Origin of the sequence: Acinetobacter terrestris (assembly GCF_004331155.1) — a bacterium.
Lineage (GTDB): Bacteria > Pseudomonadota > Gammaproteobacteria > Pseudomonadales > Moraxellaceae > Acinetobacter > Acinetobacter terrestris.
The window spans coordinates 1-14,072 of sequence record NZ_SJNZ01000011.1 but is presented as its reverse complement, the minus strand read 5'-3'; the positions used below and the strand labels follow the sequence as shown (position 1 = coordinate 14,072).

Below are 14,072 nucleotides of genomic sequence, written 5' to 3'. Positions count from 1 at the left end.
GTATATACAGTGTTAGGGAACAGCATGATTAATAAAGTCACAACGGATATTGAGACAGTGCTTAAGTCAATACCAGACGGTGCACGCATTATGACCAGCGGTTTTGGCTTGGCAGGACAGCCTATTGAGCTGATTGAAGCGCTGATTGATTTTGGTCCGAAAGATCTAACCATTATTAATAATAATGCGGCTTCGGGTGACCGTGGTTTAACCAATCTACTGCTGTCTGGCTTGGTTAAAAAAATGATTTGTTCGTTTCCTAAAGCTAACAACTCCACTGTTTTTGAAGATTTATATAAAGCCGGAAAAGTTGAATTGGACTTGGTTCCGCAAGGCAATCTGGCTTGCCGGATTCAGGCTGCAGGTGCCGGCTTAGGGGCGATTTTCACACCGACCGGATATGGCACCAAAATTGCGGAAGGCAAGGAAACGCGCTGTATTGATGGTAAAAATTATGTGCTGGAATATCCCATTCATGCGGATTATGCCCTAATTTATGCCCATCAGGCCGATCGCTGGGGCAACCTGGTCTATCGAAAAGCAGCTCGAAACTTTGGTCCACTCATGGCCAAAGCAGCTAAAACCACGATTGCTCAAGTTCATGAAGTGCTTGAATTGGGTCAGTTAGATCCGGAAGTGATTGTTACACCGGGCATCTTTGTTCAGCACGTCGTTAAAGTTGGAGATATTAAATGACAATCCAAAAACGCAGCCGTGAACAAATTGTAGAACGCGTTGCCCATGATATTGCACCGGGTTCATATGTCAATTTGGGTATTGGCTTGCCAACCAAAGTCGCGGGTTATTTAAAACCTGAACATGAAATTATCTTGCATTCAGAAAATGGGGTTTTAGGTTTTGGTGCCTTAACTTCTAAAGAACATGCAGATGATGACTTGATCAATGCCGGTAAGGAATTGATCAGCATGCTGGGTGGTGGCAGTTTTATGCACTCGGCAGACTCGTTTGACATCATGCGCGGTGGTCATTTAGACATCTGTATTCTGGGCGCGTTTCAGGTCGCTGTGAATGGCGATCTGGCCAACTGGCATACCGGTTCTGCAGATACCGTTCCTGCGGTGGGCGGCGCAATGGACTTGGCAGTGGGCGCACGCTGTGTCTATGTCTGTATGGAACATCTGACCAAAAACAACGAACCTAAAATCGTGAATGAGCTGACTTATCCTTTAACCGGTGCAAATTGCGTGAACCGGATTTATACCGATTTATGCATTATTGACTTAAAAGACAATCAAGCCTTTGTGACAGAAATTGTAGAAGGTTTGAGTTTTGAAGAACTGCAGCAAAAAACCGGCTGTATCTTGATTGATGCGAGAACCGCAGCATAAATTTATTTTAAAACCATATTTTAAAAGCATTGATTTGATTTATTAAGGAAGATAATGAAAAAATTAATTTTAGCCGCAGCTTGCGCTGCGGTGACAGGGACTTCTTTTGCCGAAACTTCGACCACAGAGCAGCGTATTAATGTTCTAGAAGCAGAATTACAGCGTTTAAAACAGGAAGTATCTGCGCAAAAAAATACCAATATTCAACTGGTTCAGCAGCAGCAACAGTTAAATACCGAGCTCAAATCTGCATCGCAAAAAAACACCGGCAGCTGGACAGATAATGTTGATGTTTATGGAATTTTGCGTTTAGACGGTGCGGTAGACTTTAAAGATACCACGGCTGCGCGTGGCCGAACTTCAAATCAGATTAATAAAGTACCGTTTGATGCAGCTCAAGGCAAGCGCTCTGATTTCACCATTGCAGCATCACGTATTGGTATGGATATTAAAAATCTGGCAGGCCGTGAAGATGTGAAAGCCAAATTGGAAGCCGATTTCTGGGTCGATAATGGTAAAGGCGATGGCAAGCTCAGAATCCGTCATGCCTATGTGAATTTTGATGACTGGTTATTTGGTCAAACCTGGTCATTGATGTCAAATATGGAAACCATGACTGAAAGTATCGACTACACCCAGTTTTTAGGGGTTTCCACTGCACGCTTGCCGCAAGTCCGTCGTGATATCAATTTTAATGCCGCAAATAAATTACAGTTAGCTTTGGAATATGCAAGCGATCGCAGCTCTGAGTTACCGGCATTAACAGCAAAATATATTTACAAGAATCATGCCATATTATTGATGGGTCAAGGTTTCATTAATGAGAAACGCGCTGAAGTGGATAAGCGTGATATTGATAAAGTGAGCTGGGGCATGGGCTTAGGCGCGCGCTATAAATTTACTCCTAAACAGTCTGTTCAAGCCAATTATTACCATGTCAAAGGCGATCAGAAATTTGTGTCTTACACCACCGTCCCACAAGGCTCGAGCAGTGATGGTGCAGCAATGGGCGGAGATTATTCTGTCGATCTGAACAATAACTCACTCTTGCTGAATGAGTTTGACAGTTTGACTCTAGGCTACTCGCATAAATTCAATGATCAATGGCGTGGCAATATTGCGACATCACTGATGAAATTTGAAGATGATAGTGCTTATGCAAAAGCAACAGCAAATATCACCAATAACAAACAATTAACCGATCATGCCATCAACCTGATTTATACCCCACGTCCTTATGTCGATTTGGGCGTGGAATATCATCTGGGGGAGCGTGAAAGTTTTGAAGGAAAAACTGCAGATATTTCACGAGTAAACCTGTCTGCACAATATAAATTCTAACCGTTAATTTGAAACATCGGACGGAAAGCACAGATCTCATGAGTCAATCATTATTTAGCCGCAGCTTTATTCTAATTATGGCGATCACTTGCGGGGTTTGTGCCGGTTCCAACTATTATAACCAGCCGCTCATTTATGCGATGGCCAAGTCGCTTGGTGTGACAGTTGAACAGTCAGCGGTGACCATTGTCATTAGCCAGTTTGCCTATGCTTTGGGCCTGATTGTCCTGATCCCTTTGGGAGATAAATATTCCAAACGTAAAATCATCATTAGTTTAATGGTGATCTGCGGTTTGGCCCAAATTTGTATTTCATTTTCGCAGCAGTTGTGGAGCCTGTACTTTTTCACCTTTATTGCCACCACTTTCTCGATTGCCTCTCAAGTCTTGATTCCTTTTATTTCCAGCATTGTTGAATCGGAAAAAATGTCGGAAATTATTGGCACACTGATGAGTGGACTATTTTTAGGGATATTACTGGCACGTTCCTATGCCGGGATTATTACCACTATTGCCGATTGGCACCTGGTTTATCTCAGCAGCGGCTTACTCATTATATTATTAGCTGTAGTGATGTATTTTAAATTACCTGTTCCTGCAGCATCGAATAAAAATCTGAAACTGCTGCAGATTTATAAATCCATGTTCAGTATAGCCATGCATTCGCCACAACTCATCCGTCGCAGTTGCGTAGGTGCCACGGCGTTTGCCTCCATGATTCTTGCCTTAAGTACCATGGCTTTTGTGTTGGCTAATCCGCCTTATTCATTCTCGGAACTTTATATTGGCTTTTTTGGATTGGTCGGAGCTGCTGGTGTATTTGCAACAAAATGGGCGGGTAAACAAATTGATCAGAGCAAAGAAAAATTTGTGGCAGTGCTCGGCTGTACCTTGCTTATCATTCAATGGTTGCTGCTATATTTCGCACAACACTCACTACTGGCCTATGTGTTTGGCTTGCTCTGCGGCTATTCGGCACTTTCGATGATACATGTGCTAAATCAGAGTTTGATTTTACGTTCAGCCGATGAAACGCGTTCAAGACAACATTCTATTTATATGTTTATCTATTTTATGGGGGCTGCTGTTGGCTCCATGGCCGGATTATATGCCTGGTATCATTGGGGATGGAGCGGCTGCTGTATCGTAGGTTTAGCTTTTAGTTTAATGACGGTGTTTTTTGATGTATTAGACCGCAAACACATGCAGGCTTCAGCCGTATAAGCACAGCTGTATAAGCCACCTATAAACAAAGGAATCTTACGATTCCTTTGTTTTTCTGAAAATTTTCTATCGCTGCTGAATCACTTTTTTGTTTTTAAATTCCTCAATTTCATCCGCGCTTAAAAACTGGCTCAAGATGGCATCGGTATCTTCGCCTAAACATGGTGGCGCTTTCTTATACTCCACAGGCGTTTTGGAGAGTTTAATCGGAGAACCAATCGAGGTGTAATCTTCGCGCAAAGTATGCGGCATTTGAATCACCATCCCACGAGCAAGCACCTGTTTTTCTTCCAAGGTCTGTTTTAAATCATTAATCATACCTACCGGTACTTGAACCGCATGAATCAGATCGACCCAAGTTTTAGCTGGCTGAGTATAAAAATGAGCCTGTAGAATTGTGGTCAGTTCTTCACGATGTGTGACACGTCCTGAATTTTTCAAGAAGTGCGGATCTTCTGCCACCTTAGCCAAACCAACGGCCTGACATAAGGCTTTAAACTGCAAGTCATTGCCACAGGCAATAATAAATTCACCTTCCTGCGCTTTAAAGACTTGATAAGGCACAATATTGGCATGCGCATTACCAAAGCGACCCGGTACTTTGCCTGAAGTTAGATAATTCATGGCCAGCACGGAAAGGGAAGCAACTTGGGTATCCAGCAAAGCCATATCAATATGCTGGCCTTCGCCGGTTTTTTCCCGGGACAGTAAAGCCGCCTGAATCGCAATCGCAGAATATAAACCGGTGGTCAGGTCTGCAAAGGCCAAACCGGCTTTTTGCGGGCCGCCGCCCGGCAGATCATCACGTTCACCCGTAACGCTCATCATGCCGCCCATACCTTGTACAATAAAATCATAACCCGGTTCATGCGCGCGTGGCCCATGTTGTCCAAAACCGGTAATCGAGCAATATACCAACCGTGGATTCAATTGACTCAGGCTTTCATAGTCCAGACCATATTTTTTCAAAGATCCGGCTTTATAGTTCTCAATCACCACATCACTCTGTTCAGCAAGTTTTTTGATAATACTCTGGCCTTCAGGGGTAGATAAGTCGACTGCTACTGAATGTTTACCGCGATTGGCAGAGAGATAATAAGCCGACTCATGCGTGTCTTCCTGTTTATCATTTTTTAGCCAAGGTGGTCCCCAAATGCGCGTGTCATCGCCATGATCAGGTTTCTCAATTTTGATCACTTCTGCACCTAAATCGGCCAGAATTTGACTGCACCAAGGACCGGCTAAAATACGGCTTAAGTCCAATACGCGAAATCCTGTTAAAGCACCCATTGTTACGCTCCCTGTCTTATCTTATTCAATGTTATTTAATTTTCATTAATCATATAAAAACTATATTAAAACGACTTAACAATCAACTTTACGGTAACTTATTTCGTATAACAAAATTATTTATCGAATTTTGTTGAATATTCACAATATCTTTATTACCCTAAATCAAATTTAGAGTAATTATTCAAAACAAGATGGGATCAACATGATCACTAAAGAATCATTAGAAAAACAGGAGCTGTAAAGTAACGATTTGAACTATGGATAGTTAGATATACATAGTCAAAAAGCATTCATCCAGAGAATGGTTGAGCGATATGCAAACTGGACAATAAACAAGGGATAGGGAACAACAAGGATATTTAACCTATGACGGATTTAACTAGAGCGTTAGAAAAAATCAAGCCCACCACGAAAAGGACACAGCAAATAGCTTTTGTATTTGCTTTTTTAGCCTTATTGGTCGATGGTGCAGACATGCTGTTGCTGTCTTTTAGTTTAAACAGTCTGAAAGCTGAATTTGGTTTGACCAATTTGCAGGCAGGAACGCTTGGAAGTTTCACCCTCGGTGGTATGGCGGTGGGTGGTTTTATTGGAGGATGGGCCTGCGATCGCCTGGGTCGTGTGCGTACCGTGGTCATTTCTATCCTTATTTTTTCAATTTTAACTGCGGCACTCGGCTTCACTCAAAATTTTGAACAATTCGCGGTATTACGTTTTCTTTCCGCTTTTGGTATTGGTTCTCTTTATATTGCCGCCAATACACTGATGGCGGAGTATGTTCCAACAGAATACAGAACGACGGTATTGGGAACCTTACAGGCCGGTTGGACTGTGGGCTATATTGTGGCGACCTTGCTTGCCGGTTGGATTATTCCAGACTACGGTTGGCGAATGCTGTTCTTTGTCGCAATTATTCCGTCTGTACTCGCCATCTTTATTCAGAAACTGGTTCCGGAACCAGAATCCTGGCAGCGTGCCAGACTGCAACGGTTATATGCGCCTGCCGAGACTACGGCAAATCAACCTATCAAAAAGAGTACAGCCAAGGAAATTTTTGCAGACCCTCGAAACCGCAGAATGTTTATTCTGTGGATTTTTACCGCCGGCTTTTTGCAGTTTGGTTATTATGGGGTCAACAACTGGATGCCTGCCTATCTGGAGTCTGAACTACATATGGATTTCAAATCGATGGCCGGCTATATGATTGGCACTTATGTCGCCATGATTTTCGGTAAAGTTTTGGCCGGTTTTGCTGCAGACCGCTTAGGGCGACGCTTTGTATTTGCCTTTGGCGCAATTGGCACAGCAATCTTTCTGCCGGTGATTGTGTTATTTAATACACCGGACAATATTGCCTATTTACTGATTTTCTTCGGTTTCCTTTATGGTATTCCTTATGCGATCAATGCCACTTATATGACCGAAAGTTTTGCGACCTCTATTCGTGGTACAGCAGTCGGTGGAGCTTATAATGCCGGACGTATTGGAGCCATGTTCGCACCTGCAATTATCGGGGCAGCAGCAAGCGGTGGATCAATTGGCCTGGGCTTCTTGATTATGGGCGGTGCATATTTCCTATGTGGCGCGGTATCGGGGATCTTTATCAAAGATCGTCAATATGACCCGCAAAAATCATAGTAAGCGCTAGACATAAAGTAAAAAAACGAGCCTTAAAAAGGCTCATTTTTTTTAAATATTCATTAAGCTGTCTGGTCGCCATTTTTTTGATTTTTCTACTTTGTTAATTTTTCTAGTGATCTTAAGCTTCGTGCCCGATTTTAATACTTTTAAGCCCATCGTTCACTTTATTGAGAAGGTGAATCAAGGTCACCACATCATCAAAAGTAATCTTGTTTAAAGCCTGTCCATAAAAATTGAAAAAATCGACTTGTGACTTATCCCAGGCTTTAACACCATCTGCAGTAAGTGCGACATTTTTTGCACGTCTGTCATGTTCATCAATGATTCGTTGTACTAGGCCGTCACGTTCCAGCCGTTTTAAAACTGCATCCAGGTTTTGACGGCTTACCCCAAGATATTCAGTCAAGTCGGAAAATGACATTCCCGACTTCACATGCGGTCGAGATAAAGCCCCCAGAACGGCCCAATGTACAGGAGAAATTCCCAATTCATTCGAGCACTGCCGATCGAGTGTATTGCCGACCTGAAACAATCTAAAAAAAAGCCTATTGTGGGCAGAGTATAAGGATTGATCATAATTCTTTGGTAGAGCATCACTCATTCTAAACACCACCCAGATTAAAACGTCTAAATAAACAAGAGTATACCTTATAGCTCTCAATCATAAATCAAATTCCAGATTGCTATTGTCATGTACAGCTCAAGCAAACCAGGTTTGCATTAATTTTAAAAATCATCATGTTTCCTATTCATTGAGCTGGTTTTAGTGGATGCACTGAAATCAAAACTCGATTTCATTCAGCTTTATTTATTCTGTAATAAACTTTTGATTTACTCCTGAAATTTAAGAGTAAAGACAATATGTGTCAATGTATTTAATTTATTAAAATAATAAATAATTGATTTAGTTAAATTAAATATATTTATAAATATAATTTATGTAAATATATTGACATAAAAGCTTTCTAATCCTATTTTAGATATCACAGGCGTTACATCAACAATAGCCAAGCAGAATTAGATAAGAATTTAGACAAGAACAGCGTAGGGAGATATAAATGAAAGGGCTGAAGGATAAAGTCGTGATTGTCACCGGTGGTGCAGGTGGAATTGGTTCGGCAACCTGTCGCCGTCTGGCTGAAGAAGGTGCCAAAGTTGCGATCTTTGATATGAATATTGAAGCCGCAGAAAAATTGGCTCAGGAGATTAATCATCAGAATGGTCAAGCTTTGGCCGTGCAGTGTGACATTACCCAAAGCGATGTGGTGGAGCAGGCCGTACAGCAAGTAGAAACAGCGCTTGGCCCGATTGATGGTCTGGTCAATAACGCAGGCTGGGACATTTTCAAACCCTTTGTCAAAAGCAATCCGCAAGAATGGGACAAACTGATTCAGATTAATCTGGTCGGTATGCTGAATATGCACTTTGCTGTTCTGAAAGGCATGATGGAGCGCAACTCTGGAAGTATCGTCAATATTGCCTCTGATGCTGCACGGGTTGGTTCTTCGGGTGAAGCCGTATATGCCGCATGTAAAGGCGGACTGCTTGCATTTTCTAAAACGCTGGCACGTGAGCATTCTCGCAACAACATCAAAATTAATGTGATTTGTCCGGGTCCTACCGATACTGCCTTACTGGCAGGTGTGACTGAAGGCGCTTCAAACCCAGAAAAATTACGTGAGGCCTTTGTACGTGCGATTCCACTGGGTCGCTTGGGTCAACCCGAAGACTTGGCTTCTTCAATTGCCTTCTTTTTAAGTGATGACGCGAGCTTTATTACCGGACAGGTGTTAAGTGTTTCCGGCGGTTTAACCATGAACGGTTAAGCAAACCTGATCACCCGTAAGTAGAAATAAAAGTCAGATAGATGAGTACAGGAAGTTATAAAAATGAATTTTGAAGATATCTTATACGAAGTAAAAAATGGTGTGGCTTGGATCACCATCAATCGTCCAGAAAAAATGAATGCCTTTCGTGGCACCACGTGTGACGAATTGATCAAAGCCTTAAACAAGGCAGGCTATGACCGTGAAGTGGGTGCGATTGTACTCACTGGCGCCGGTGATCGTGCTTTCTGTACCGGCGGTGACCAGTCTGCGCATGATGGTAATTATGACGGTCGTGGCACTATTGGTCTGCCTATGGAAGAACTGCATACCGCAATGCGTGATGTGCCTAAACCGGTGATTGCACGGGTACAAGGCTATGCCATTGGTGGCGGAAATGTCTTGGCGACGATTTGTGACCTGACCATTTGTTCAGATAAAGCGATTTTCGGTCAAGTGGGTCCTAAAATGGGTTCAGTCGATCCAGGTTATGGCACAGCATATTTGGCTCGCGTGGTCGGTGAGAAAAAAGCCCGTGAAATCTGGTATATGTGCCGCCGTTATACAGGGCAAGAAGCAGTTGAAATGGGACTGGCCAATAAATGTGTGCCTGCAGATCAACTGGATGCGGAAGTACAGGCCTGGGCAGAAGAAATCTGTCAGCGTAGTCCGACTGCCATCGCCATTGCCAAACGTAGCTTCAATATGGATACCGCACATCAGGCCGGAATTGCCGGGATGGGCATGTATGCACTGAAATTGTATTACGACACGGAAGAATCACGTGAAGGTGTCAATGCACTGAAAGAAAAACGCCCACCTGAATTTCGTAAGTTCTATAAATAAGGAAAAAAGCATGACTAAAAATCCTTATATTACAGAAGACTTAGAATTTTTAGCAGAAACTGCTGAAAAGTTTGCACAAAAATATATTGCACCCGGTTTTTTAGAACGCGATCAAAGTCGGGTGTTTGACCGTGACTTGGTCAAAAAAATGGGTGAAATGGGCTTTATTGCACCGGAACTTCCTGAACAGTACGGCGGTCAAGGAATGGGGCGTCTGGCGGCAGGCATTATTCATGAGGCAGTGGCCAAAGCAGATTTAAGTTTTTCATATATTAATTTACTAGCCTCTTTAAATGGTCAGATTTTGGCTGAACATGGTCAACCTGAAGTGGTGGAGCCTTGGCTGAAAAAATTGACCGCGGGTGAAGCGATTTTTTCGATTGCCTTAACCGAGCCACGTGGTGGTTCAGATGCTGCGAACTTACGTTTAAAAATCGACCGTGACGGCGATGAGTATGTGCTTAATGGTGAAAAAACCTCGATTTCCGCTGCCGATCAGGCCGATGCTTCCGTAGTGTTTGGCCGTACGGGTGCTAATGAAGATGGAGCCCATGGCGTGACAGCATTACTGGTTCCGATGGATTTACCGGGAATTAGTACCACGCGTTTTGACTGTCATGGTCAACGTGCCATTGGTCGCGGTTCAATCTTCTTTGATAATGTCCGGGTTCCAGTCAATCACCGTCTGGGTGATGAAAACAAGGGCTTTGTGCAAGTCATGCAGGGCTTTGACTTTTCACGTGCCCTGATTGGTTTACAGGTGTTGGCCGTTGCGCGGGTTAGTCTGGATGAAGCCTGGGAATATGCAGCGCAACGTGAAGCATTTGGTCAGCCCTTAAGTGCTTTTCAAGGGGTTTCGCATCCACTGGCAGAGTATGAAACTCAGGTAGAAGCAGCACGATTATTGTGTCTGCAAACTTTATGGCTCAAAGACAATCATCTTCCTCACACTTCCGAAGCCGGGATGTGTAAATGGTGGGGGCCAAAACTGGCCTATGATGTGATTCATCAATGCTTGCTGACCTTTGGCCATGCGGGATATGACCGCGGTGTGATGGAACAACGCATGCGGGATGTATTGGGCTTTCAGATTGGTGATGGTACTGCGCAAATTATGAAAACCATTATTGCGCGTAAAAAAGCAGGACGAAAAGCGGTACCGGCTTAGCTCTTATATAGACTAAGACTCAGCCCATATAATTAAAATTAGGAGTGACCGAATGGAATTCGATGCAGTTCTTATAGCTTCCAGAAAAGACAAGATGCTGAAAGAAGGCTACTGGTTAAATAAAACAATTATGGATTCTCTGCGTCAGGCCTTAGACCAGAATCCGGATAAAACCGCACTGGTCAGTTTTAAAATGGAACATAAAACTGAGCAGGTATTTAGCTATCAGGATCTCTGGAATACAACCAATAAAATTGCTTTGGGCTTAAAGCAATTGGGCGTGGCTAAAAATGATGTGGTCTCATGCCAGTTACCGAACTGGTGGGAATTTACCTTGCTGTATCTGGCCTGCAGTCGTATAGGCGCGGTACTGAATCCATTGATGCCCATTTTCCGTGAGCGTGAACTGGAATTTATGCTGAAACATGGAGAAGCCAAAGTATTCATCGTACCGAAAAGCTTCCGTAATTTTGATCATGAACAGCTGGCAAATCACTTAAAGACTAAAATTGAGACATTGCAGCATGTTGTGGTGGTGAATGGTCTTGAAGATAATAATTTTGATCGGGTACTGGTTAATCATGGGCTTGAGCAGAATCCATCAGCCGTTGCAAGCTTAGATCAGCTTGAGGCCAGTCCCGATGATATTACCCAGCTCATTTTCACCTCGGGAACCACAGGTGAGCCGAAAGGGGTGATGCATACGGCGAATACCTTATTTTCCAACATCGTTCCCTATGCAAAACGACTGCATTTAAATCAAAATGATGTCGTGTTAATGGCTTCACCAATGGCGCATCAAACCGGCTTTATGTATGGCCTGATGATGCCGATTGAACTGAATGCCAAAGTGGTTTTGCAAGATGTCTGGGATGTATCGCAAGCAGTCGATTTAATTCATCAGCATCAGGTCAGCTTTACCATGGCCTCTACACCATTTCTGAACGATCTGTCCACGACCGTTGCAGAACAGCATGATCAGGTCAGCAGCCTGAAAACCTTCTTATGTGCCGGCGCACCAATTCCAGGGCCGTTAGTCCAAAAAGCACGGGAAACTTTGGGCGTTAAAGTGATTTCCGCCTGGGGCATGACCGAATGTGGCGCAATCACCACCACACGACCTGAAGATGATGATGAACGTTCTTTTAGCACCGATGGGATTGCTTTACCGGGTGTAGAAATCAAAATCGTCAATAAAGCGGGGGAGATTAAGCCCTTCAATGAACCGGGACGATTAATGATTCGTTCATGTTCAAGTTTTGGCGGTTATTTAAAGCGTGCACATTTAAATGATACCGATGCAGACGACTGGTTTGATACCGGAGATATCGCCTATCAGGATGAGCAAGGCTATATCCGGATTTGGGGACGTAAAAAAGATGTGATTATTCGCGGTGGAGAAAATATTCCAGTAGCGGAAATTGAATCACTGCTTTATAAACACCCGAATATTGCCGTCGTGGCACTGGTTGCCTATGCCGATGAACGATTGGGCGAAAGAGCCTGTGCCATTATCAAGCTCAAAGATCCGGCACAGCCACTGGCACTCAGCGATATTGTTAACTTCTTGAAAACCCATAATCTGGCAGTGCAATATATTCCTGAGCGTTTAGAGATTTGGGAAGATATTCCGATGACGCCGTCTGGAAAAATTCAGAAGTTTAAGCTTCGCGAACTTCTGGCCAATCATATTGCTTCAGCGAGTTAATTGCTTAGAAATTTATCAATATACCCCTGAAATTAAATCATTTAAGTCAGGGGTTTTTATAAAAATGATTTTAAAACTAAAATAAATAGCGAATAATATGATTATTTAACCAGATCATTTTCATAAATTAAAAAACAATTATTTTTACTGAGATTTTTTACTGTTTATTTGTAGGGTTAATAGGGTAGAACTCACACATAATTCTCAGCTTAGATATATCAAAATAAAAATATATTATTCTAAAATTATCCAATGTATTTGTATGAATAAATTCAATAAAATAAAATTGATTTGAGACTAGAATTCAGGTCATTTAGAGTTTGATTGTGCTGACTGTGATTAAATCCCTTCAATAATAAAGTTTTATCTGCTTACACAAGCGGTATGGCAAATATAGGCAATCAGCTATTATTGATTTAACCTGATTAAATTATGGCTTTTTATAGTCTCTGATTTGATTTTACCTGTGATGATGCCTGCACTTTCCTGTTATAGTTCAATATAGCGGAGAATACTTTTACCATGAATCTTACTTATAAATATTTGTACACTCACTTTCATGTGTTTGGATCTTTACCCACCCATAAGGTTTTTAAAAGTGAAACTGGTAGCCAATCAAAATTAGTGTTTGCAGATCAGTCTTTTATTTATGGTCTAGTTTCCGATTGGACAATTAACAATACACATTTTGATAGTTGTAAACCCACATGGGAGCAAGAGCCAAAAGCGTTTTTAGGTAAGGAAAAGGAAGCCTTGGCTCTCTATCGAGTACAGCATCCTCAGTTTAAGACTGAAGTTGTTATTTAATCGCTTTATATAATAAAAATCACAAATTACTGTATTTATTTGATTTATAAATTATGCAAAATTAATGGTTTGAGTTTAAGGCCGTGTATAAATTAATTGGGTGATGATAGATTTAGAGTGCAAATTTATCCTGATTCAAATTGGTCGAGATTTAAATAAAAGCTCTCATGAAAGAAGGCTCTTTTGTTATCCAATTTTCTGTTTTTGCAGTTAAACCTAAAAATAATGCAGCATTAAAAAACACAGTTTTGTGATTTATTTAAATTAATTTACCCAATATGTAAAGTTAATCACAAATAAGCACATAAACTTAACATAGTAAAATAAATGCCTTTCTATAATTTATGGAGAAAAATAATAATAAGGTTATAGAAATGTCTAAAATTCTCATTTTGAAAGAAGTAAAAGCGATAAGCAGTTGCGGCACAGAAATAATCGTTGAACAAGTCTTTGAAAAAAATTTAAGAAACGATGGCAAAAATTTAAATTGGATGGCTTTGCCCAAAATCGTCATTAGTGAAAAAGTATTTAATCTAAATAAAGATAATATTTTCACTCATCCCGGAACTGGAAAAGTATTCAGAGTGATAAAACAAACCGATATGCTTAAATTTAAAAAGAAGACTAAACGCTTATTTTAACCCGAATCCTGTTTAAGCCAACGATTCCATAATTTGAATTGTTGGCTTATTCTGATGACATAATTGATATGCACATAACGATGCATAAATACCACTAAGAAATCCATGCATACTACGTGCTCTACTCGTTACTAAATTGTATTGTCCTTTCAGTAAACTGAATAACGTTTCTATCTTATTACGCTGTTTTAAGTGATATCCATTTGATGCAGATAGTTGAATAGCCTGC

13 protein-coding genes and 1 pseudogene are annotated in these 14,072 nt (G+C 41.6%); 11 read left to right on the top strand and 3 right to left on the bottom strand.

The window, feature by feature from the left end:
* Nucleotides 1–24: 24 nt before the first annotated feature.
* From E0H81_RS07715 to E0H81_RS07700, 4 genes are read left to right on the top strand one after another with little or no spacing between them, the layout of a single operon-like run.
* Nucleotides 25–696 carry a 3-oxoacid CoA-transferase subunit A gene (locus E0H81_RS07715; protein ID WP_131266210.1) on the top strand — a complete coding sequence of 224 codons (672 nt, stop codon included), beginning with the start codon at nucleotides 25–27 and terminating at the stop codon, nucleotides 694–696.
* Nucleotides 693–1,349, top strand: coding sequence for a 3-oxoacid CoA-transferase subunit B (locus E0H81_RS07710; RefSeq protein WP_131317917.1), 657 nt, complete (start codon nucleotides 693–695; stop codon nucleotides 1,347–1,349). Before E0H81_RS07715 ends, E0H81_RS07710 begins: the two co-directional genes overlap by 4 nt.
* Nucleotides 1,350–1,403: 54 nt before the next feature.
* Nucleotides 1,404–2,690, top strand: a complete 1,287-nt coding sequence (locus tag E0H81_RS07705; RefSeq protein ID WP_131317915.1) for a DcaP family trimeric outer membrane transporter — start codon at nucleotides 1,404–1,406, stop codon at nucleotides 2,688–2,690.
* A 38-nt stretch (nucleotides 2,691–2,728) separates the two neighbouring features.
* On the top strand, nucleotides 2,729–3,913 hold the full coding sequence (locus E0H81_RS07700) for an MFS transporter (RefSeq protein ID WP_131317913.1): 1,185 nt from the start codon (nucleotides 2,729–2,731) through the stop codon (nucleotides 3,911–3,913).
* A gap of 66 nt (nucleotides 3,914–3,979) precedes the next feature.
* Here the strand turns inward: E0H81_RS07700 and E0H81_RS07695 are convergent, their stop codons facing one another.
* Nucleotides 3,980–5,203: a CaiB/BaiF CoA transferase family protein gene (locus tag E0H81_RS07695; protein ID WP_131317911.1), complete on the bottom strand. Its 1,224-nt coding sequence runs from the start codon at nucleotides 5,201–5,203 to the stop codon at nucleotides 3,980–3,982.
* Nucleotides 5,204–5,572: 369 nt separating this feature from the next.
* Here E0H81_RS07695 and E0H81_RS07690 point away from each other — a divergent pair, with 369 nt between their 5' ends.
* Nucleotides 5,573–6,844, top strand: coding sequence for an MFS transporter (locus E0H81_RS07690; protein ID WP_131317909.1), 1,272 nt, complete (start codon nucleotides 5,573–5,575; stop codon nucleotides 6,842–6,844).
* 121 nt (nucleotides 6,845–6,965) lie between these two features.
* On the opposite strand, the gene E0H81_RS07685 is transcribed toward E0H81_RS07690, so the two are convergent.
* On the bottom strand, nucleotides 6,966–7,448 hold the full coding sequence (locus E0H81_RS07685; RefSeq protein ID WP_131317907.1) for a MarR family winged helix-turn-helix transcriptional regulator: 483 nt from the start codon (nucleotides 7,446–7,448) through the stop codon (nucleotides 6,966–6,968).
* A 457-nt stretch (nucleotides 7,449–7,905) separates the two neighbouring features.
* Between E0H81_RS07685 and E0H81_RS07680 the strand changes: the two genes are divergently transcribed.
* The 6 genes from E0H81_RS07680 to E0H81_RS07655 all read left to right on the top strand — a co-directional run bounded on the left by E0H81_RS07680 (nucleotide 7,906) and on the right by E0H81_RS07655 (nucleotide 13,843).
* Entirely contained in the window at nucleotides 7,906–8,673 is a 768-nt protein-coding gene (locus E0H81_RS07680; protein WP_131317905.1) for a glucose 1-dehydrogenase, read from the top strand.
* 63 nt (nucleotides 8,674–8,736) lie between these two features.
* Complete coding sequence (gene badI, locus E0H81_RS07675; RefSeq protein ID WP_131317904.1) at nucleotides 8,737–9,519, top strand: 2-ketocyclohexanecarboxyl-CoA hydrolase; 783 nt, start codon at nucleotides 8,737–8,739, stop codon at nucleotides 9,517–9,519.
* Nucleotides 9,520–9,529: 10 nt separating this feature from the next.
* Nucleotides 9,530–10,687, top strand: coding sequence for a cyclohexanecarboxyl-CoA dehydrogenase (gene aliB / locus E0H81_RS07670; protein WP_131317902.1), 1,158 nt, complete (start codon nucleotides 9,530–9,532; stop codon nucleotides 10,685–10,687).
* Between the two features lie 52 nt (nucleotides 10,688–10,739).
* The gene (gene aliA / locus E0H81_RS07665) at nucleotides 10,740–12,395 is read left to right on the top strand and encodes a cyclohexanecarboxylate-CoA ligase (RefSeq protein WP_131317900.1); all 1,656 of its coding nucleotides are present in this window, start codon (nucleotides 10,740–10,742) and stop codon (nucleotides 12,393–12,395) included.
* A gap of 522 nt (nucleotides 12,396–12,917) precedes the next feature.
* Nucleotides 12,918–13,202 carry a hypothetical protein gene (locus tag E0H81_RS07660; protein WP_131317898.1) on the top strand — a complete coding sequence of 95 codons (285 nt, stop codon included), beginning with the start codon at nucleotides 12,918–12,920 and terminating at the stop codon, nucleotides 13,200–13,202.
* A 374-nt stretch (nucleotides 13,203–13,576) separates the two neighbouring features.
* Nucleotides 13,577–13,843 carry a hypothetical protein gene (locus E0H81_RS07655; protein WP_131317896.1) on the top strand — a complete coding sequence of 89 codons (267 nt, stop codon included), beginning with the start codon at nucleotides 13,577–13,579 and terminating at the stop codon, nucleotides 13,841–13,843.
* Nucleotides 13,844–13,855: 12 nt separating this feature from the next.
* Here E0H81_RS07655 and E0H81_RS07650 read toward each other — a convergent pair.
* Nucleotides 13,856–14,072: pseudogene (locus E0H81_RS07650) on the bottom strand (IS982 family transposase); the annotation flags it as partial.